The 20,102-nt window shown below is 55.6% G+C and carries 17 protein-coding genes; 5 read left to right on the top strand and 12 right to left on the bottom strand.

What is annotated here, in order from left to right; all coding sequences use genetic code 11:
* The first annotated feature begins 64 nt into the window (after positions 1 to 64).
* Positions 65 to 655, top strand: a complete 591-nt coding sequence (locus AC4FIC_RS04545; protein WP_287419567.1) for a GspH/FimT family protein — start codon at positions 65 to 67, stop codon at positions 653 to 655.
* A 9-nt stretch (positions 656 to 664) separates the two neighbouring features.
* Here AC4FIC_RS04545 and AC4FIC_RS04540 read toward each other — a convergent pair whose 3' ends face one another.
* From AC4FIC_RS04540 to murJ, 12 genes are all read right to left on the bottom strand, one after another.
* The gene (locus AC4FIC_RS04540; protein ID WP_100255988.1) at positions 665 to 1,123 is read right to left on the bottom strand and encodes a type IV pilin protein; all 459 of its coding nucleotides are present in this window, start codon (positions 1,121 to 1,123) and stop codon (positions 665 to 667) included.
* A 60-nt stretch (positions 1,124 to 1,183) separates the two neighbouring features.
* A complete protein-coding gene (locus AC4FIC_RS04535) occupies positions 1,184 to 1,540 on the bottom strand; it encodes a hypothetical protein (RefSeq protein ID WP_100255987.1) in 357 nt (118 codons plus the stop codon).
* Between the two features lie 10 nt (positions 1,541 to 1,550).
* Complete coding sequence (locus AC4FIC_RS04530) at positions 1,551 to 5,231, bottom strand: pilus assembly protein (protein ID WP_476194798.1); 3,681 nt, start codon at positions 5,229 to 5,231, stop codon at positions 1,551 to 1,553.
* Positions 5,231 to 5,782, bottom strand: a complete 552-nt coding sequence (locus AC4FIC_RS04525) for a pilus assembly PilX family protein (RefSeq protein ID WP_100255985.1) — start codon at positions 5,780 to 5,782, stop codon at positions 5,231 to 5,233. Before AC4FIC_RS04525 ends, AC4FIC_RS04530 begins: the two co-directional genes overlap by 1 nt.
* 1 nt (position 5,783) lies before the next feature.
* Positions 5,784 to 6,761, bottom strand: coding sequence for a PilW family protein (locus AC4FIC_RS04520; protein WP_100255984.1), 978 nt, complete (start codon positions 6,759 to 6,761; stop codon positions 5,784 to 5,786).
* Entirely contained in the window at positions 6,758 to 7,324 is a 567-nt protein-coding gene (gene pilV, locus AC4FIC_RS04515) for a type IV pilus modification protein PilV (RefSeq protein WP_100255983.1), read from the bottom strand. Before pilV ends, AC4FIC_RS04520 begins: the two co-directional genes overlap by 4 nt.
* On the bottom strand, positions 7,321 to 7,941 hold the full coding sequence (locus AC4FIC_RS04510; RefSeq protein WP_273285989.1) for a GspH/FimT family pseudopilin: 621 nt from the start codon (positions 7,939 to 7,941) through the stop codon (positions 7,321 to 7,323). Before AC4FIC_RS04510 ends, pilV begins: the two co-directional genes overlap by 4 nt.
* A 132-nt stretch (positions 7,942 to 8,073) precedes the next feature.
* Complete coding sequence (gene ispH / locus AC4FIC_RS04505; protein WP_287420869.1) at positions 8,074 to 9,021, bottom strand: 4-hydroxy-3-methylbut-2-enyl diphosphate reductase; 948 nt, start codon at positions 9,019 to 9,021, stop codon at positions 8,074 to 8,076.
* Positions 9,011 to 9,457 (bottom strand): FKBP-type peptidyl-prolyl cis-trans isomerase, encoded by a 447-nt coding sequence (fkpB, locus tag AC4FIC_RS04500; protein ID WP_100255980.1) that lies wholly within the window; start codon positions 9,455 to 9,457, stop codon positions 9,011 to 9,013. Before fkpB ends, ispH begins: the two co-directional genes overlap by 11 nt.
* A 91-nt stretch (positions 9,458 to 9,548) precedes the next feature.
* Complete coding sequence (gene ileS / locus AC4FIC_RS04495) at positions 9,549 to 12,368, bottom strand: isoleucine--tRNA ligase (RefSeq protein ID WP_273285987.1); 2,820 nt, start codon at positions 12,366 to 12,368, stop codon at positions 9,549 to 9,551.
* Positions 12,361 to 13,290, bottom strand: coding sequence for a bifunctional riboflavin kinase/FAD synthetase (ribF, locus tag AC4FIC_RS04490; RefSeq protein WP_100255978.1), 930 nt, complete (start codon positions 13,288 to 13,290; stop codon positions 12,361 to 12,363). Before ribF ends, ileS begins: the two co-directional genes overlap by 8 nt.
* Positions 13,291 to 13,357: 67 nt before the next feature.
* Positions 13,358 to 14,905: a murein biosynthesis integral membrane protein MurJ gene (gene murJ / locus AC4FIC_RS04485; protein WP_227003738.1), complete on the bottom strand. Its 1,548-nt coding sequence runs from the start codon at positions 14,903 to 14,905 to the stop codon at positions 13,358 to 13,360.
* A gap of 290 nt (positions 14,906 to 15,195) precedes the next feature.
* Here murJ and rpsT point away from each other — a divergent pair, with 290 nt between their 5' ends.
* The 4 genes from rpsT to AC4FIC_RS04465 all read left to right on the top strand — a co-directional run bounded on the left by rpsT (position 15,196) and on the right by AC4FIC_RS04465 (position 20,086).
* Positions 15,196 to 15,462 carry a 30S ribosomal protein S20 gene (rpsT, locus tag AC4FIC_RS04480; RefSeq protein WP_100255976.1) on the top strand — a complete coding sequence of 89 codons (267 nt, stop codon included), beginning with the start codon at positions 15,196 to 15,198 and terminating at the stop codon, positions 15,460 to 15,462.
* Between the two features lie 150 nt (positions 15,463 to 15,612).
* Entirely contained in the window at positions 15,613 to 16,545 is a 933-nt protein-coding gene (locus tag AC4FIC_RS04475; RefSeq protein WP_273285986.1) for a LysR substrate-binding domain-containing protein, read from the top strand.
* Positions 16,546 to 16,751: 206 nt separating this feature from the next.
* Positions 16,752 to 17,894 (top strand): alpha-hydroxy acid oxidase, encoded by a 1,143-nt coding sequence (locus tag AC4FIC_RS04470; RefSeq protein ID WP_100255974.1) that lies wholly within the window; start codon positions 16,752 to 16,754, stop codon positions 17,892 to 17,894.
* A 413-nt stretch (positions 17,895 to 18,307) separates the two neighbouring features.
* A complete protein-coding gene (locus tag AC4FIC_RS04465; protein ID WP_100255973.1) occupies positions 18,308 to 20,086 on the top strand; it encodes a DEAD/DEAH box helicase in 1,779 nt (592 codons plus the stop codon).
* The last annotated feature ends 16 nt before the right edge of the window (positions 20,087 to 20,102 follow it).

Raw genomic sequence — 20,102 nt, 5'->3', positions numbered from 1 at the left:
CCAAGCTATACTTGCACTGCCTTGCTTTACCGGCTCAATAAACCTTCGTTACAGTAGCGCAACATTGAATTTGCAGGGACCGCAAATGCAGCGCACCGGCTTTACCCTAATAGAACTTGTGGTGGTCATTGCCGTGGTGATGATTGTCACCGGTACCTCCCTACCCAGACTCACAGAGCTGAGCCAATCCTATAGCGCCTATCAAGAAAAAAAACGTTGGCTACAACTTTTTAGCTTTGCTAGGGCCTCTGCCGCATTGGAAAATTCGTTGGTCACCCTCTGCCCATTGCAAGCGAATCGCTGCGCCGACGATATGCATCAGGAATGGGCCCTGTTCACCGACTCGAACCGTAATAAAAAATTAGACCCTGATGAGAAAATACTGCGGGTCCTATTGCCCAAGGCGGAGACCCGCTTCGGTTACTACAATCTGGGCCAGCCCTACTTCCGGTTTGGCGATATCCGCGGCGACAATACCTATCTCGGTATGGCCAGCGGGTTCACCCTATGCCCATTGGGCGAGCTCGATAAAACGGCCTACCATATGACGATTAATATTTTAGGCCGCGCCAAACTTCATAGCCGGCGCAATGACCAGCAGCAGCCCATGCGTTTCAGCCACCAGCGCTGGCAGGTGGCACGCTGTGACCGTTAAGGTCTGAGTCTACCAGCAGGTTTCAGTCTCGTTCACCTGATCTTTGCGGCCGGTTTGGGTGTAGGTGAAATCGCCACAGTCGTCGTTTGCCATGCGCTGGCCGGCGACCCGAACCGCGCGCACTTCAAAGGTCGTTGCCGATACCGATTCAATGGTTAAGTTATAGATTGGCGTCCCACCGTCCAATGGTACCGTTTGGGCAAAGAAGGTAGGTTTGCCTTTATCACCGCTTGCCGCCGCGCCACAATCGGTCTCCACCACACTACCGCTGTCGCAATAGCTGTTATTTTCCGTGAAGCGCCGTTCCAAATGGGCTGCCAAAGAAATCAATGCCGCTTGGGCATCGTTGCGATGGGCGTTGTCGACAAATTGCATGTAACGCGGAAAAGCAAAGGCCGCTAAAATTCCGATGATGGCTACCGATATCATCAGTTCCATTAGGGTAAAGCCTGCAGTCTGTTGTTTCATAGGAGCTCCCACTCTGGTGATTTTTTTTCACGCGCGCCCAGTAAGTTCGTCATCAGCTCGCTACTCGTCGTTGAGCTTCTCGAGTAATTTTTTTGCTACCGCGGTCGAGGGTAAAAGCTGCAGGCGCTGAACAATATAGCGTTTCAGGTCAACCGAGTAGTAAGCGTCCACTAGCACCCAGGTACCTCGGCGCGCGGCATTGAGCGGCAAGCGTTGATCTGGCTCGGCGCGATAATCCTGCACGATGGTGAAGTTGGTGTAGGTGAAGGATTGGTCGCCGATTTGCACGCGCGCCTGGGCCGTATCAACACCCCAGACCTGCTCGACGAACTGTTCCATCTGCGGCTCAGCTGCATGACCTAAAAACGGCAGCATCAAGCAGCTCATCAGTACCATTATTTGAATGAGTTTAAGCATGTTTATTCCCCTATTGACCGACTCTAAGTTCACGCCACATCCAACGACCCAGCAGGACGCCCGCGTCGCGCTCGACCTCCAGTATGCTGGCATCGGACGTATTCGATTTGCAGGTCTCAACGCCGTTGGGCAAGGTAATGCAGATGGGTGAGGTCGCCAAGGACGCAGAGCGGGCCCCGGAACTGGCCACCTGGTTTTTCGCGATGGTATCAATATAGTCGTCCTCGTCAATATCGCCATCGCCATCGATATCGATAATGGCTGTTTCGGGACGAGCGCCAGTGACCGCATTAAGCTCCATATACCAGCTGCTACCACCATAGGAACAGGGATCCTGATCGGGAATGGCGGTAACGAAAATAATGCTGCCATCTCTTAGCATTGGATTGCTGACCGAGCGTTCACCCTTGCCATCGGTATTGCCCCCCTCGGTGTTCACTAGGTCCATATACCAGCCCAGATGAGAGTCGACCAACAGGTCGGCATCGCTGCCGTCAACGGGCAGACCGGCTGCGCTATGCCAGTTGATCGGGAAGTTCGACGTGGCCCGTTGGTAGGAAATAATGGCGGCGCCATTACTGTCTAAATTTTCCGTCGGCACCGCCACTTCCTCGATAATATTCTGCTGCAACAGATGAAACTTGTTAAAAGCGGTTAGCGTGGCAAGGCCCTTATCCCAGATGGCATAGAACGACTGCAGTCCGTTATTCTGGTTATCATTCTGTAAAAAATAGGTGCCGGTGCCAAAGTAAATAAGTAAGCCGGTGGCGCCTTTGTTGAAGCCGATCTGCGGCTTCACGCTAATGGGTTGACGATTGGTGGTACTGCACACCACGGTCGCACAGGCGGTATAGAGCGGCGTGGGAGTGCTACCGGTTTTGTATGCGACACCCCACTGCGCCGGGTTGGCACTGGATATATCAAACTTCCACATATTGCCCTCCAAGTCACCGGCGTAGACCGCATCGGCTAGATAGTCTCCGTCGAGATCCACGGTGGTTGGGGTCGACATACCGTTCGGGGTCGCTAGGGCGTTCATCTGGGTATCGATTTTCTGCAGCAGAGCGCCGGTTTCCAGATCGACTATATAGATTAGCGCGCTGCCACTACCAACCTGGCCGTCGGCCACGGTGTTGTTATAACCGTTGCCGAAGATCGCAACCCATTTGCCATTATTGGCTTTTGCGATCGTCGGCTTACCAAAGGTATAGCCCAGGTCGGCGTCATCGGCATCGGTGAATTCCCACAGTACCGTCGCGGCTGCAGCCGCCTCAGTGTTATAGGCATTGGGGTTAGAGACATCTAAGGCAAAGATCCCCTGGCCACCGCCGTTCATGCCACTGGTCAGCACGGTGTGCCAACGGTCATTAAAGTAGGCATCCGCCACTTCGGGTGAGCCATCCACCGAATAGGCGTGTTTGTAGTTTTTATTGGCAATATCGGGTAACTTTTTCATCGCCTGGGTCGGCACATAGGCAAAGACTTCCAGACCAAAGTTTGCCGTGCCTGTGATAGCTGGATCGACATTAAACGCATGTAACATGCCATCGTTAGAACCGACATAGAGCATGGGAGTGCGATACAACTCCAAGGATCCGATCTTTTTAGTAACGCCGTCCCCGTCCGGATTACGACGGAAAGTACTGTATTTATTATTAGGCTCCAACCAATCCGGGTAGAGGAATTCCGGGTTGCCGACATAGGCGGGTGCTGAGTTAATAATGTCACCCAGGGGGCCGAGTGATGGAGCGATTAACGTTCGGTCACGATAGGTGCCATTTTTGGCGACCTCTTTGCTGCGATCGCCCCGGGTATAGTCCAATATTTCTTGGGAACCGAGCAGCGCCTTTTGCGCACTGGTTAGGTCGACCCACTGAAATGGGATGCCACTGCTGCCATCATAACTGATGATCGTGCGGTCGCCGTGTAACGGCACTTTTGAGGCCGATTCTTTATTGGCTAAATCCAAGGAACCATCTAACTTCACCGGAATACCATTGATCTTACCGGTCCACTTCTGACTGTTAAATTCCGCCTGAAACAACATGGTCGATGACGAAATGGAACCGGTGTTGACGCTGACCGCCGAGGCCGAGGCGTCACGTCCTTGAATATCCTGCACCGCCCCATTCAACGATTCGATCAGTTCTTGAGGATCGCCGGCATTGAGGAACTGTCCGCGGCCGTTATAGGCTGCGTGGCGCAGATCATCGATGGTTTCGTCTGAACCCGAGGCGGCTTGAGGCCAGCCGGGCCAGTTGTCGTCAGGGTCCGCACTGGGCTTCAATCCGTCCGGCAGAGTACCGGATACGCCGAAGGCCACGGTGTAGGTCACCAGATGCTGAACGGTATTGGTATCGGCATCATTGGTCGGCACTTTATCGGCCAATGATGACTGCAAATCGGTCTTGTAGTATTTCATCGCCACATCGGCCAGGGTGTTTGAATAGGCATCCGCATAGAGGCCACCGTCGAACGGCGAGGCCGTATTGGCGTCCTGATTACCAACCTCTGGACTGTTACCGTTCCAGACTCCATCGGTCATCAGAATGGCAAAGTTTTGCTGGCATGACCCGCCATCATCTGCTTTCAAGATCGGACCGGAACCGGGCGCTTCCCGAAAATACTCCCCGGCTGACTTCAAGGCTGACCGAAGCGGTGTACCATTACTCGCACCTATTTTGAACATGCTCTCCATCAGGTCGTTTTTATTGTCGTTGGCTGTGCTGTTATAGGGCGTCGAGATATTGTCGACATTAACCACCTTCTCGGTAATTCTATTCCATATAGTGGTTATGCCCATGCGTGCTGTAGACTCATCGATAATGGTCGATAGGGCGCGCTTAGCCACCCACTTGCGCTTGCGATAATAGGAGTACCAGTTGGCAAAGTTTGTCTTCTCAACGGCGTCCATATCCTCCACCGCTATTAACCAGCGATTAAGGAAGTCCTTGGTCTTGGCGTTGCTACCCAGGGCCGCGCGGATCACCGTGGCATCCGGGCATTCCAATTCACTTTCAAATACCGAGATGTCCTTGCCTTTCGAATCCTTAATAGTGACCCAGCCGTCAAAGGTGCCGTTACCATTGCGATCGACCAGAACATCGCGCGACTTATTACCATTGCCATCGACATATTCATCGAGAACATTGTCGCCATCTAGATCGTACCAAGGGAAATAGCCGGACCGATCATCATTGCCATCCTCATCGGTCAGATCGGTTGTGCCGCTGCCGTTATAGGGCGATTTTTTTGCTGCGGTAACAGACTGATCCTTATAGGTATTGTTACTGGAGTCCTTGCCCACCCAGGGCGTATAGGTTTTTGTCGGGTTATAGTGCAGCGCATTGACGCCGACACAGGAGTTTAGAATTTCTTTCCGATCGGGGTTGCTGGTGCCATTGGTCTGAATGGTCGGGCTAACATCGACCGTGCTTGATCCATTCGCATTGGAGGTCATACCAAAGTTAGCAGTCGCCTCCTTGGTGTAGAGGGTTTCCCAATCCATCGAACCGGAATCATCGACGATGAAATAGATGTTGGGCTGGACACCGCTGGCCAGGAAAAGGGGCGCGTCGGCCAAGCTTAGATTGGCGGCCGAACTTAGGCCACCGGCAAGCGACATGACCACTAAAAAACCCAAATTTTGCGGGCGTAGCTGGGTGACATTGGTGTTAATTTTTTTCATCATTAGTACCTTCTCGCATACAGAGACTGCAATAGTACGGTGGAGTTCCGTTCACCCCAGGCGATGGCGGTGACCCGATAAATAATTTTGCATTGCCGAACCGTTGGATCCACCGCCCCGTCACATACCTGATCGTATTCTTCGATAACATAGCGCGGTTTTTTTCGGGTGCCTGCGAATTCCTCGTTGTACTCGGTGCCATTGTCATCCCACCAAGCCTCACTCTTGGTCCACCAGTTGGGCGTACCGGGCGGCACCTTACCCAGAATCGATACCGAGCCGGAGCTGGCACCATCGATCGGTTCCGGTCGATTGCCCAGGCCAGCAACAAAGGCTTCGCCGGCGCGCAAGGAAGCTTCAGCCGTCTGAAAGGCGATGTTGCGATCGAGATTGTTACCGGCCATCCGCTCTTCTACCACCGACGACTCCATGACCGAGACCCCAAGCAAGGTTAAAATAAGGAGCATCACCAAGGCGATAATTAACACCGCGCCATCCTGCTTTGCCGCGATGGGCTTAGCATCCTGGCGCTGGACCAAAACTTTAGCATTCATATCAGTTCATCCTATTGCGCAGAATAACGGTGGTTTCAAACACCTTGCGCAGTCGTCGATCGGCCATGGTTAGGGTTTTGTCATTGAAGGTTAGGGTCTGCGGCGAACTGGTCACCCCCTCGATATCGCCTTCGGCTTGGCTACCCGACACGGTCAGCACGCTGACCTTGACGGCGACTATGTCATCGATACTGGCCACCGGGACATCACGGATGTTGGCAAAATAGTCCGGCACCAAATCCCCATCCGAATCGACGCCATACTTATATTGAATATTTTCCACACTCCCGAGTAGGACTTGACGCGCGCCATTCACCGCCAACTCCAGCTCACTGTTGGCGTTGACGGTAAAGATTCGATGCTCAATTTCGTTGATGGTTGAGCGCTTGTTTTGCATCACGAAAAAGCTGTAGCGCAACCCACCGGTGGCATCGACCATCTGAATATTAGAGGTGCCCGAGCCGAGTCGAATCAGATCGGCCACCTCGCAGTTGCTGACCAAGACATAATCGCCCGTGGCAAAGCTGCCCTCATTGGATATGCCCAATGTGCTCGGTGACAAGACCCCTGCGGTGATGGTCGCGCTATTTTGATTAAGCTTGAGTAGGGCCAAGGTATCGGGGGCATCGAACGCGCTTGCCCCGCCGTCGGCACCATCGGCGCTGTTGCCAAAGGCCGCTGGTGCGGTGGTCTGAATGGCGTTGATGTCCGGCATGTTGGCGGTAAAGGACTGGATATTTTGACTGATCGCATCGAAGGTCGGCGTACAGCCATAGTTGCCGCTTTGGCGCAAATCATCGGCGATGAAATTGAGCGTAAAGCGCCCACTTTCCTGCACCCGCACCATCGACTCGGTGAGGTTAAAGGCCTGTCGGTTCGACAACACGACCTGAACAATGCCGGTAATAATAAAGCTGGCTAAGACGACGGCCACCATCAGTTCTACCAGACTTAGGCCTTGCTGCGGTGATCGGTTCATATGCGAAATTCCGTAATGCGATCGGCGATCTTATCGATATCTTTGCTGGCAATATCGGCGTCGGCGTCATTGAGCGCCTGCTGAATCTGGTCGTTGCGGTAGTCGGCCCAGCGAATACGCAGTTCAAAAATATCTCCGCTCAAACTCAGTTCGGCCTCGCCCTCGGGCAGCGCGGACTGCAAACGAGCGGTCCACTGTGCCAAAGCAGTCTTGGCCATCTCATCGGTACTGCAACTGCCTGAGACCTGCAGGCAGTTTGCTACCGTGGTCGGCACACTAGCGCTAACCTCCGTATCGTAACTGGCAAAAATACTCGCCGTATTACGCGCCTCGATCGGATTGGCCCGAATAATATCGACCAGCTCATAGGACAGTTGCGCGGCATAGGATCGGTGCAGCGCGCTCTGAGTATTGCTCAGGCCGACCGTTTGCGTGCTGGCAACACCGAGCAAACCGATGGAGAAAATAAGGATCGCGACCAGCACTTCGATCATGGTCGCGCCAGCTTGGGCCCGGGGAGCTCGAGCAAATGGCATGGGCAGTGCAGAGGCAAAACGGTTCATGGGCAGTCTCCGGTGCTGACTTGCAGCCGTCCGATGGCGTTAAGGCTTAGGGTGCGTCGATCACCCAGCGCACAGTCCGGCATGGTCAAGTCCAAACTAAAGGCCGTGGCGGCGACGACCGCGCCCTGCTCACTGAAGGTGACCGAGTCTGCGTCGTTCGTTTCGATCAGGCTCGCACCACTGGCGAGCGGATCCCAGACGCGCAAAACACAATCGTCAATATTGGTTTCGCACGGATTGGCATCGCTGTCGTCGTCGAAATCCCCATCCCCATTCAGATCGAGAAAGACAATCCAGCCGCTGGCCCAATTCTCGTCGCCATCGCAGCTTTGGTAATCGGTACTGGAGCAGACCGTGACGGTGGAACTGAGGTTGACCGCTTCTGACCGGGCATAGGTCAGCGCACTGCGGACCTTGCTGGTATTAGCGTCGATACGGGTGTCGCGCAGCAGATTGTTAAATGACGGCGCGGCGAAGGCGGTGATGATGCCCAGAATAATCACGGTGACCATCAGCTCTAGCAAGGTAAAGCCTTGCAGCTTTCTGCGCCGCTCGATCTGTCGATGGGTCGGTTGTCTCTGGGCCGGTTGTTTCTGGGTCGGTTGTGTCAGGGTCATGGGCGTCTCACTAATAGGACTGACTATCAGTGTAGAGCGGAGTATGGCAGCGCTAGTGACCGGTCTGATAAACGGTCACTGTGCTGCGATAGGCGGTGCGCTGGGACGGGGTTTTGTTGACCGGTTCCGCTTTTAGTCGGCGGGCGTCAGGCGTAACTCTTTGGGAATGGAGAAGGTAATGTTTTCTTTCACGCCAGCCAACTCGATGGCCGCGTTGGCGCCGAGCTGTTGCAGACCCTCAACCACCTGCTTGACCAGTATTTCCGGTGCGGAGGCGCCGGCGGTCACGCCGATGCGCTCACAGCCGTCGAACCAGGTCGGGTCGAGCTGCTCAACGCTGTCGACCAGATAGGCGGTACAGCCCATCCGTTCGGCCAACTCGCGCAGTCTATTGCTGTTCGATGAGTTCGGCGAGCCGACCACGATCACTACCGAACACTCGGCCGATAGGGTCTTGACGGCATCCTGGCGATTTTGCGTGGCGTAACAAATGTCGTCCTTGCGCGGGCCCTGAATATGCTGAAATTTGGCCCGTAAGGCATCGATAATCTGCGCGGTGTCGTCCATCGAAAGGGTGGTCTGCGTCACATAGGCCAGCAATGCCGGATTCTGGACCTGCAGCTCGGCGACATCCTGTTCGTTCTCGACCAGGTAAATACCGCCGCCCTGCTGGCGCTGATATTGCCCCATGGTACCCTCGACTTCAGGGTGGCCACGATGACCGATCAGAATGCACTCCATACCCTGGGCGGCGAAGCTGGTGACTTCCAAATGCACCTTGGTCACCAGCGGACAGGTCGCGTCATAAACGCGCAGCCCGCGTTCGGCCGCTTCCAGTCGAACGGCTTGCGAGACGCCGTGGGCGGAAAAGATTACCCAGTTGTCGTCCGGTACCTCGTCGAGTTCATCGACAAAGATCGCCCCGCGCTGTTTAAGGTCTTCAACCACAAACTTGTTGTGCACCACTTCATGGCGGACATAAAGCGGTGCGCCATGCACTTCCAAGGCACGATTGACGATATCGATAGCGCGATCCACGCCGGCGCAAAAGCCGCGTGGATTGGCGAGCTTAATGTCCATCGTCGGCGACTCCGACGGCAACAATTTCAACTTCGAAGTCGAGTTCCTTGCCGGCCAGCGGATGATTGAAATCGACGACGATCGATTCGTCCTGAATATCGGCGATCACCCCGGGCAACTCGGCACCGGCAGCATCTTTAAAGGCAATGACCGTCCCCAGACTCAATTCACCGGATTCGGCAAATTGATCTTTTTTGTAAGTCTGTACATTGGACGGATTGAGCTGCCCGAACGCGTCTTCCGTGCCCACTCGAACGGTGCGCCGATCACCGGTTTCCAGACCGAGCAGATGGCGTTCAAAGCCGATCGGCAGATTACCGTCGCCAATGGTCAGGGTAGCCGGTTGCTGCTCGGGGGTACTGTCGACGACCTGGCCATCGACCAGTCGCAAGGTAAAATGTAGCGTGACCTTGGAGTTCTCATGAATTTTTGACATAGAAACAGCCTCTAAGGGTGGCGCTGCCATCACGGCATCGCCACGGGGATTTGTAACACGCTCTGCGCCGCACGCAGAACGTGAGCTCGGCTTAGGCGAAGTGGCGTTGCTCGCCAGCAGCGCTGACATTCTCGACGCACCGGCCGCATAACTCTGGGTGCGCGGCATGATGGCCGACATCCTCGGTCTGGTGCCAACAACGCCCGCATTTGGTCAGGGTCGACTTGACCACCGAGACTTTCAGGCCCGTCAATTCAGTCGGCATCGCATCGCTCGGTGTTGTCGCCAGATCGGCCAAGGTGGCAGCACTGGTGAGGGTCACAAAGCGCAGTTCATCACCTAGCTGCAGCAGCGTCGCATGCAGCTCGGCATCACAGTAGAGCGTTACCTCGGCGGTTAGCGAGCCACCGACCTTGGCTTCATTGCGGGCTTGCTCGAGCACGCCGTTAACGCCGTCCTTAACCTGCTGTACGATCGCCCAATAATCCGAATTCATCGTTTCATCGGCGGCGAATGCGCTCAGACCCGGGTACCAGGTTTCGGTAAAGACGGTGGTCTTATCCTGACCGGGTATATAGGGCCAGAGTTCATCGGCGGTAAAGCTCAGGATGGGCGCAATCCAGCGCACCATCGCTTGCAATACATGGTACATAGCGGTTTGCGCCGAACGGCGGGCCAAGGAATTTTCCTGCGCGGTGTAGAGCCGATCCTTGATGATATCGAGGTAGAATCCGCCCATATCCAAGGCACAGAAATGGTGAATTTTTTGCACCACCTGAACAAATTGATAGTTGTCGTACAGGTGCGCCAATTCGGTCTGCACACTCAGCGTTCGATCGATCGCCCAACGATCCAAGGCCAGCAAGTCGTCGACGCCCAAGGCGTCTCGAGCCGGTTCAAAGCCATTCAGATTCGACACCAGAAAGCGGGCGGTATTACGGATGCGCCGGTAGGAATCTGAGGTGCGCGTTAAGATCGCTTTGGAGAAGGCCATATCACCGGAATAGTCGGTCGAGGCCACCCAGAGGCGCAAGACATCAGCGCCAAACTGGTTAAAGACCTCTTGCGGCTCCATGCCATTGCCCAACGACTTGGACATCTTATAGCCCTTCTCATCGACCACAAAACCGTGCGTCAAGACCTGCTTGTAGGGCGCGCTGCCGTTCATCGCGACGGCGGTTTTCAACGACGATTGGAACCAGCCCCGATGTTGATCGGAGCCTTCCAGATACATATCGGCCGGGTATTGTGCCAATTCTTCGCGCTTGCTCAGGACCGAGTAATGGCTCACGCCGGAGTCGAACCAGACATCTAAGGTGTCCTGGGTTTTTTCATATTGATCGGCATCATCGATCACCGAGCTGAGATCAAAGTCGTACCAAGCATCCATACCCGACTGCTCGACCGCCAAGGCGACCGCTTCGATGATTTCTTGTAATTGCGGGTGCAACAGGCCCGTTTCTTTGTGCACCACAAAGGTGATCGGAGTGCCCCAGGTACGCTGACGTGAGATACACCAGTCAGGCGACTGACCGACCATCGCCTCGATGCGGTTCTGACCCCAGGCCGGCACCCAACGGACGCCCTTGATGGCGCTCATGGCCTGCTCTTGCAAACCCTGTGCGTCCATGCTGATAAACCATTGTGGCGTGGCACGATAGATCAGTGGCGTCTTGGTGCGCCAGCAATGAGCATAGCTGTGCGTTAACTTACCTTCACTAAGCAGTTGGCCGCGTTCTTTAACCAGAGCGATCACCTTTGGATCGACCTTGTAAACGTGCTCACCGGCAAAGTGTTCGACATTGGCGCGAAACACGCCCTTGTCATCGAGCGGATTGATCGTCTCGATACCGTATCGGCCACAGACCACGAAGTCTTCCACGCCGTGATCGGGCGCGGTATGGACACAACCGGTACCGGCGTCGAGCGTAACGTGATCGCCCAACAAAACCGGAATATCGCGATCGTAGAACGGGTGGGTAAAGACCTGCTGCTCCAACACCGTGCCGGGGAAGTGCGCCAAGATGGCGCTTTCAACCAGGCCGGTGCGCGCGAGAAAGCTTTCTAACAGGGCCTCAGCGACAATTAAGCGCACCGGTTGGTCCTGATGCGTGCTTTGCACCAGAACATAATCCAGTTCCGCGCCGACCGAGATGGCCAATGAGGACGGCAGAGTCCAGGGTGTGGTCGTCCAGATTACCGCCTGGACCGGACCTTCGCCCGCGCTGCTGCCAATGGCGGCCAAGACCTTGCTGTCGTCACGTGCGCCGTAAGCGACGTCGACATTGAAGGAGACCTTATCGTGGTATTCCACCTCGGCTTCGGCCAGGGCCGAACCGCCCACCACGCTCCAGTAGACCGGCTTAAAGCCGCGCACTAGGTGACCGGACGCGGCAATCTTGCCGAGCGCGCGAATGATGTCGGCCTCGGTCTGGAAATTCATCGTCAGGTAAGGTTGTTCCCAGCTACCGAACACACCCATGCGTTGAAAGCCGGCGCGCTGCACATCGATTTGGCTGTGCGCGTATTCACGGCATTTGGCGCGAAAGGTCTTAAAGTCGACCTTGTCGCCGGCCCGGCCGATCATCGTTTCTACCTTGTGCTCGATGGGCAGACCGTGACAGTCCCAGCCGGGCACATAGGGTGCATCGTAGCCGTTAAAACCCTTCGATTTAACGATGATATCTTTGAGAATTTTATTGACCGCATGACCGATGTGCAGGGGTCCGTTCGCATAAGGCGGACCATCATGCAAAATAAACTTAGGGCGACCCAGGCTTGCCGCGCGAATCTGCTGGTAAATGCCATTGGTTTCCCAGTTTGCCAGCATTACAGGTTCGCGTTTGGCCAGATCACCGCGCATCGGAAAATCCGTCTGCGGTAAGTTCAAGGTTGCTTTATAGTCAGTCATCGGTACGTTTCACTTCCGTAAGTTGCGCAAACCAAGCGTGTGCGGCTTGCATATCAAGTTGTATCTGAATTTTCAGCGCGTCAAGATTAGCAAATGTTTGGGTCCCGCGCAGCCGCTTATGCAGCTGCACCGAAATACGTTGTCCGTACAGGACTCCGTCAAAATCAAAAAAATGTACTTCCAGCCAAGATCGGCTGTCGCCTACCGTCGGTTTGGTGCCCAGATTGCCCACGCCCTGTAACACTCGACCGGCAATGTCGGCGCTGACGGCAAAAACCCCGTCGGTGGCCAGGCGATGATGCGGCAAGAGTAGGTTGGCGGTCGGCACGCCAATGGTACGACCCAATTGGCGGCCATAGATCACCCGCCCGGTTAGCGTATAGGGCTCGCCCAACAAGGCCTGCACGGCGGGTAGCTGATGCTGGCCAATTCGCTCGCGCAACTGGGTACTGCTAATGCGCTGACCGTCGACACATTGTGAGGCCAAATCGGTGACTTCAAAGTCGAAACCTTGCAAAAACTCGAAATTCCCGGCCCGATCGGCGCCAAAGCGGAAATCGTCACCAACCTGCAACCACTGGGTATTAAGCCGCTCGATCAGAATTTGCTCGACAAAGGCCTGAGCGCTGAGCCCGCGCAGCGAGGCATTAAAGGGCAATACCACCAGATGGTCGACACCCAGAGCAGCTAAGCGGCGCGCCTTATCCGACAGCGATGTCAGTCGGGCTGGGGCATCGCCGGGCCGCAAAAACTCGCGCGGCTGCGGCTCGAAGGTGACCACCACCGAGACCAGATTACGCGCTCGCGCCTGCTCGATCAGCCGGGTAATGACTTGCTGATGGCCCAGATGCACACCGTCAAAACTGCCGATCGTAACGGCAGCAGCGGGTAAGGCTTGTAGTGGCAAACGAGAGATGCGCATGGCGGGCCAGCGTGACGAAATTGGCCGCGCAGTATACCGAAAAGGGATCGCACTGTCCCGCTCCCGATCAGGGATGTTTAATGTCCTTTGGTCGCACTCCGACCAGCAACAGCGTCAGGCTATAGCTGACCAGGCCGGCGACCACCAGCAGGGCGACCACTTCGGCCCGACCAAGAAAATCATCTGGCATGGTGAGCGCGGCCGACCGGGTCATCGCCCAGAGCAGCGTGGCCATCACGGCGCTGGCGACCAGGGCGCGCAAGATGGTCGGCCCGAGCATAGGCCATTGCGGGAAGCGACCCTCCTGACGTAAATGCCAGGCGAGCAGCCCGGCATTGAGCCAGGCCGACATTGACGTTGCCAGCGCCAGCCCGGCATGCGCCAGGGGCAGAATCAACATTAGGTTAAAAGCCATATTCCAGACCATGGCCTGGATGCCGATACGCACCGGGGTGCGGGTGTCTTGGCGGGCAAAGAAAGCCGGTGCCAATATTTTGATCAACATAAAGGCCGGTAGGCCCAAGGCGTAGGCGGCCAAACTCAAGGCACTGCGTTCGACATCGAGACTGGAGAAATTTTTATATTGAAACAGCAGCGTCAAGAGCTCGCTCGGCAGCAGCACCAGGGCCACCATCGCCGGCAAGCCGATCAACAACACCAGCCGGATCGCCCAGGCCAGGGTGCGATCGAACAGGAGCGCATCTCGACCGGCGTGCAAGGTCGCCAAACGCGGCAATAGCACCGTCGCAATAGCGATGCCAATGACCCCGAGGGGCAGCTCGGTCAGCCGATCCGAATAGTAGAGCCAGCTGATCGAGCCGTCCTCGAGAAAACTGGCCAAAACCGTATCGAGCAGCAGATTGATCTGACTGACCGACACGCCAAACAGTGCCGGCACCATTAAAATCAAGATTTTTTTAACCCCGGGGTGCGTGGTGGTCCAGCTCAGTGGCGACCAAACCCCGGTCTTCAGCAGGGCCGGCCAGAGAAACAGCCATTGCAGCAGGCCCGCGATCAGCACACCCAGGGCCAAGCCGGTTTGGCCCACCTCAAACTGCGGCGCCAAGAACAGCGCCGAACCGATCAGGCATAGATTTAAAATAATAGGGGTTAGGGCCGGTGCGGCAAACTGGCCATAGGAGTTCAAGACCGAGGACGCTAGGGCCGTCAAGGATATAAACCACAGATAGGGAAAGGTCAGCTTAAGAAAGTCCGCCACCAGCCCAAGCTTGGCCGGATCGGTATGAAAGCCGGGAGCAAAGACCCAAGCCAAGATCGGCGAGGCTAGGACGGCGATAAGCGTCACCAGACCCACCAGTGCTGCCAAGTGAATTTGCACCGCTGTGACCAAGGTGCGCACACTGGCATCACCCTCAGCATGCCGAACCTCGGTCAAGACGGGTATAAAAGCTTGGTTAAAGGCGCCTTCGGCAAACAGGCGGCGCAAAAAATTGGGAATCTTAAAGGCCGCGACAAACGCATCCTGGGCGCCGCCGGTGCCAAAATAGGCCGCAAAAACCATATCACGTACCAAACCCAAGACCCTGGAGGCCATGGTAGCGGCGGATACGACCAGCGAACTGGTAAAGATTGACCTGGGGGCAGTCTGGCTCAAGGGCCGTCCTTGCATAATCAATGAAACAGCCGCGCAGTTTACAAGCACGGCGCCGTAAGCGGCAAGCGGCACGTAGGCCGCGGGCTCGATTTTCCAGCGCTTTTGAGCGTTTCAAACTAGTAAGATCGCCGAGCAGCCCCCGCGCCCACCGGATCGAGCCCGCTACTGTACCAAAAAAGACGCCAAAAACCCTGCCCGGTAAAGCTTTTCGTTGACAGGGATAAATCGAATCACTAGAATCGCGCCCTCGAAATTTATCAACACCCGTTTACCAATTTAAGGAGCATTCTGTGGCAAACTCAGCTGGATCTAAAAAGCGCGCTCGTCAGGCAGTTGTCCGCCGAGCTCGTAATTCAAGCATGCGTTCAATGGTTCGTACTTACGTCAAGAAAGTTTTAGCCCAAATTCAAACAGGCAATTACGCTGACGCAAGTAAAGCACTGGTAACCGCGCAACCCGTCCTCGACGGAATGGCGCGTAAAGGGATCATCACTAAGGCCAAAGCTGGCCGAACGATGAGCCGTTTAAATGCAAGCGTTAAGGCTCTGCAAGCCTAACTTAGGCGACCAGAATTAAAGAAACCGGCTTCGGCCGGTTTTTTTATGCCGAACGGTATTGGCCGCTGCGCCCTGGCTCGAATCGATCAAACTTGAATAACAGCGCGGCCGGCGGCTATAGTGTGTCACCTCATCGAGTAACAGCCTGCTATGCCTCACAATCCCATTACCCTCGATCTACTCAAGGTGCTCGACGCCATCGATCAGCGGGGCAGCTTTGCCGCCGCAGCACAGGCACTGCATAAGGTGCCCTCGGCCCTAACCTATACGATCCAAAAGGTGGAGCAGGATTTGGGGCTAAAACTGTTCGACCGCAGTGGCCACCGGGCCAAGCTCACCGCAGCCGGTAATTTACTGCTCGTCGAAGGGCGGTTGATCCTGCGGGACATCGAAAACCTGGCCTATTCCGCGCAACAGATCGCCAATGGTTGGGAACCGGTCATCACCTTGAGCATCGACACGCTGTACAGCAGCTCTGCCCTATTTTCGCTAATACAGCGCTTTAATCAGGTTCACCCCTTTATCAAGGTCAATCTACTTACCGGGGCCCTATCGGGCACCTGGGAGCCGCTGTTAAACCGCAAGGCCGACCTGGTAATCGCCAACGATCATAGCGATCCGAAACAGGAAGGCTTCGACAGTCGAACGCTTGGCGCGGTCACCATGATGTTTGTCGTCAATCGCGACCATCCCTTGGCAGGCGATGCCTGCTCGGTCACCGAAGCCATGATCGACGAGTACCCTGTTATCGTCGTGCGCGATTCGAGCCTCCTGCTCGCTCCCATGACCGTCGGCTGGACACGCCAGACCAAGGTCATCACGGTATCGAGCATGGCGGAAAAGATTGCCGCCCAGAAAACGGGGCTGGGCGTGGGCTTTCTGCCCAAGCATCGAATTGAGGCCGAATTGCTCAGCGGTGAGCTGATCGCACTGAAAATCAATGACCACGCCTTCGATGCCAAGGTGGCCTGGCGCAAGGGTACGCCCGGCCCGGCCCTGCAATGGCTGTTAAACGAGCTGACCGGCGCCGACATTGGGCTAGGCGATGACGCCGCCCCTACACCTTTGGCGTCGATCGAGTAAGGCGCACGTGCAGATCCGCCGCCCCTATTTGCAAAATTGGTCAGACCACTCTTAAGTCGAGCAACCGCCCGTGCCATAAGGCCTGGCCGGCTGTTGACGATGGCGGCCGGTGCGCTTCACCTAACACCATTGAATATCAGGCCCGACTCGCCAACACTGCTGAGTAAGAATCGCACTGCAAACCAACACAACAATAAGAGGTGACTATGACCATTTGCACTATTGAAGATCTGCGCATAAAGGCCCAAAAACGCGTGCCGCGAATGTTTTATGACTACGCCGACTCAGGCTCGTGGACCGAATCGACCTACAGAGAAAATTCCAGTGACTTCCAGAAGATAAAGCTGCGCCAACGCATCGCCGTCGATATGACCGATCGCAGCACCGCTCTGCCGATGATAGGCCAACAAACCACCATGCCGGTCGCCTTGGCGCCGACGGGTTTAACCGGCATGCAGCACCCCGATGGGGAAATTAAGGCTGCGCTAGCGGCGGAGAAGTTCGGTGTCCCCTTTACCCTATCGACCATGAGCATCTGTTCCATTGAAGATGTCGCCGCCAACACCACAGAGCCCTTCTGGTTTCAGATGTATGTGATGAAAGACAAGGTGTTCGCCGAAAACCTGATCAACCGAGCTAAGGCCGCAGGCTGTTCGGCTCTGGTACTAACCCTAGATCTGCAGATTATCGGCCAACGCCACAAGGATGTGCGCAACGGACTGTCCACCAACCCATTACTGACGCTCAAGGGTTGGGGCCAGATTCTCACTCGACCGGCCTGGTGTTTGAGCATGCTCAGCACACGCCGCCATTCCTTTGGTAATATCGTCGGTCATGCCGAGGGGGTTAGCGATGTAAATTCCTTATTTTCGTGGACCGCGGAACAATTTGATCCAGCCCTAAATTGGTCAGATGTCCAATGGATCAAGGCGCGCTGGGGCGGCAAATTAATTCTCAAAGGCATTCTGGATGTCGAGGACGCCAAGTTGGCGGTGCAGGCCGGGGCTGATGCCATTATCGTCTCCAACCATGGCGGTCGCCAACTCGATGGCGCACCGTCCACGATCTCCCAGCTGGGGGCCATCGTCGATGCTGTGGGCGATCAGATTGAAGTCCATATGGACGGCGGCATTCGCAGCGGCCAGGACGTACTCAAGGCCATCGCCTTGGGCGCCAAAGGCACTTACATCGGCCGACCCTTTCTCTATGGGCTCGGTGCCATGGGTGAAAAGGGCGTAACCACCGCATTGGAGATTATCCATAAGGAATTGGATCTGACCATGGCATTCTGTGGTGAACGCCAGTTGAGCAATATCAACCGCAGCCACCTGCTGCCGGGAACCTTTTAGACCGGCTTCACGCTCAGAGTCAAGCGCTGCCCAGCGCGCGTTACTGTTTTGTTCCGTGTCCGCTCGGACGGCCTCGAGGCAATATCGTCGCGCCCCACAGGCCATTCCGATACTTATTACCTAGCGTCGCAAAAATAAACAGACAATTTTATACAGGATCTGTATACTCCGCGCCGCCAAGGTGACCCAGCCTGCAATTGTGCAGCTCAGGAATGAGCATTTTGTTTTTCATGACGATCTACAGGGTTATTCGCAATCAGATGCGACACGGGGCGCAGCCTGCCTTCACCTTTGCGCGGTTTTATTTTACACCGCACCAGCTTTGACGCTGGAATCGACCTGGATGGCCTGCCACCGGAATCACCCTTTAGTGCTTACATTGAGTACAGCACTTATTTGATCGAGAATCTTAAATGTCTGAAAACATCACCTTTGCCGACCTGGGCCTAACGCCTGCTATATTGGCCACGCTGGAATCATTGGGTTATGAAAGCCCAACCCCGATTCAAAGCCAAGCTATTAAATCCCTGATGGAAGGCCGTGACGTACTCGGCTTGGCGCAGACCGGAACCGGCAAAACCGCCGCCTTCTCACTGCCCTTGCTGTGTAAGATCGACACCAGCCTCAACACCCCTCAGGCACTGGTTCTGTGTCCAACGCGCGAGTTGGCGATCCAGGTTGCTGAAGCCTTCCAGGTCTATGCCCGCGGCGTGAAAGGTTTTCACGTCCTGCCCATTTACGGCGGCACCGACATGCGTAACCAGTTACGCGCGTTAAAACAGAATCCTCAAGTTATCGTCGGCACACCAGGCCGTGTCATGGACCACTTGCGTCGTGGCACCCTGGATCTGTCCGATCTGAAGCATATGGTCCTCGACGAAGCCGACGAGATGTTGCGCATGGGCTTTATTGAAGACATCAACTGGATCCTGGAACACACCCCAGAAGAAAAGCAGACGGCGATGTTTTCGGCCACCATGCCCGGCCAGATCAAGCGCATCACCGACCGTTATCAGAAAGATCCAATCAAGATTGAAATCAAGGCCAGCAGCCAAGAGCAAAGCCGCATCGATCAGTTCGTCTGGCGTGCTCAGGGTCTGGACAAGTTGGAAGCTCTAACTCGTTTGCTCGAAGTGGAAGAATGGAATGCCATCATCATCTTCGTGCGGACTCGAGTAGAGTGTCAGTTCCTGTCGGAAAAACTCTCGGCACGCGGCTATGCAGCCACCGCCCTGAGTGGTGAAGTTGCCCAGAAGCAACGTGAAGACATACTCAATTCAATGCGCGGCGGCAAGCTGGACATCCTGATCGCGACCGACGTTGCCGCGCGCGGCCTGGACATCGAACGGATCACCCACGTCATCAACTGGGATATCCCAGGCGACGTCGAGACCTATACCCATCGTATTGGCCGTACTGGTCGAGCCGGCCGCAGTGGTAAAGCGATCCTCTTTGTTAAGCCACGTGAACAGCGGATCTTGCGCGATATCGAACGGGCTACTAAGTCGGTCCTGAAAGATTACCCGATGCCGTCAGCGGCACAGTTGGGCGAATACCGGGCGGAGCAGTTCAAAGCCAGCGTGTCCGAGCTCGTTGAAAAGGGCTCCTTGGATTATTTCAAAGCCATGGTGACCAGCTGGATCGAAGCCGAAGACGAAGAGGTCGATATCCTCGACATCGCAGCCGCTCTGGCTAAGATGGCGCAAGAAGACAAGCCTTTGCAGATCCCGAAAGATCCGGTCGTGCATGCGCGCAGTCGCGAAAGCCATGACCGCAATGATCGCGGTGATCGTGGCGACAGCCGGCCAAGCCGCCCACGCTCCGACAGTGCGCCCGGTCGTAAGCGTGAACTGAGCTATGATGCCAGCACCTACCGGCTCGACATCGGTCGTCAAGATGGCGTCGAAGCCGGTTCCATCGTTGGTGCCATTGCCAATGAAGGCGGCATTGAAGGTCGCTTCATCAACAACATCACCATCAAGGACACCTTCACCCTGGTTGACTTACCCAAGGGTATGCCGGCCGATATTCTGCAACATCTGCAGAAGACTCGGGTTAAGGGACGACCATTGAATATCCGTGAGTGGTCTGAGTCGACTCCAGCCGGCGGCGCAGAGCGCAAGCCAGCACCACGTCGTGATGCCAGCGGCAGCAGCGATCGCAAGCCAGCACCGCGTCGTCGTTCAGAATAGATCAGCCGGCGGCTCA

It is taken from the genome of Reinekea sp. (genome assembly GCF_982785585.1).
Note: the sequence above shows the minus strand (reverse complement) of the source record. Positions and strands in the feature narration are given on the sequence as shown.

Excerpts from the sequence above, each read along its gene's own strand:
- ileS (WP_273285987.1), bottom strand. The coding sequence starts at position 12,368 with ATGACTGACTATAAAGCAACCTTGAACTTACCGCAGACGGATTTTCCG.
- AC4FIC_RS04475 (WP_273285986.1), top strand. The coding sequence starts at position 15,613 with ATGCCTCACAATCCCATTACCCTCGATCTACTCAAGGTGCTCGACGCC.
- AC4FIC_RS04540 (WP_100255988.1), bottom strand. The coding sequence starts at position 1,123 with ATGAAACAACAGACTGCAGGCTTTACCCTAATGGAACTGATGATATCG.
- AC4FIC_RS04510 (WP_273285989.1), bottom strand. The coding sequence starts at position 7,941 with ATGACCCTGACACAACCGACCCAGAAACAACCGGCCCAGAGACAACCG.
- AC4FIC_RS04520 (WP_100255984.1), bottom strand. The coding sequence starts at position 6,761 with ATGAACCGATCACCGCAGCAAGGCCTAAGTCTGGTAGAACTGATGGTG.
- AC4FIC_RS04530 (WP_476194798.1), bottom strand. The coding sequence starts at position 5,231 with ATGATGAAAAAAATTAACACCAATGTCACCCAGCTACGCCCGCAAAAT.
- AC4FIC_RS04465 (WP_100255973.1), top strand. The coding sequence starts at position 18,308 with ATGTCTGAAAACATCACCTTTGCCGACCTGGGCCTAACGCCTGCTATA.
- ribF (WP_100255978.1), bottom strand. The coding sequence starts at position 13,290 with ATGCGCATCTCTCGTTTGCCACTACAAGCCTTACCCGCTGCTGCCGTT.
- AC4FIC_RS04525 (WP_100255985.1), bottom strand. The coding sequence starts at position 5,782 with ATGAATGCTAAAGTTTTGGTCCAGCGCCAGGATGCTAAGCCCATCGCG.
- fkpB (WP_100255980.1), bottom strand. The coding sequence starts at position 9,457 with ATGTCAAAAATTCATGAGAACTCCAAGGTCACGCTACATTTTACCTTG.
- ispH (WP_287420869.1), bottom strand. The coding sequence starts at position 9,021 with ATGGACATTAAGCTCGCCAATCCACGCGGCTTTTGCGCCGGCGTGGAT.
- pilV (WP_100255983.1), bottom strand. The coding sequence starts at position 7,324 with ATGAACCGTTTTGCCTCTGCACTGCCCATGCCATTTGCTCGAGCTCCC.
- AC4FIC_RS04470 (WP_100255974.1), top strand. The coding sequence starts at position 16,752 with ATGACCATTTGCACTATTGAAGATCTGCGCATAAAGGCCCAAAAACGC.
- AC4FIC_RS04535 (WP_100255987.1), bottom strand. The coding sequence starts at position 1,540 with ATGCTTAAACTCATTCAAATAATGGTACTGATGAGCTGCTTGATGCTG.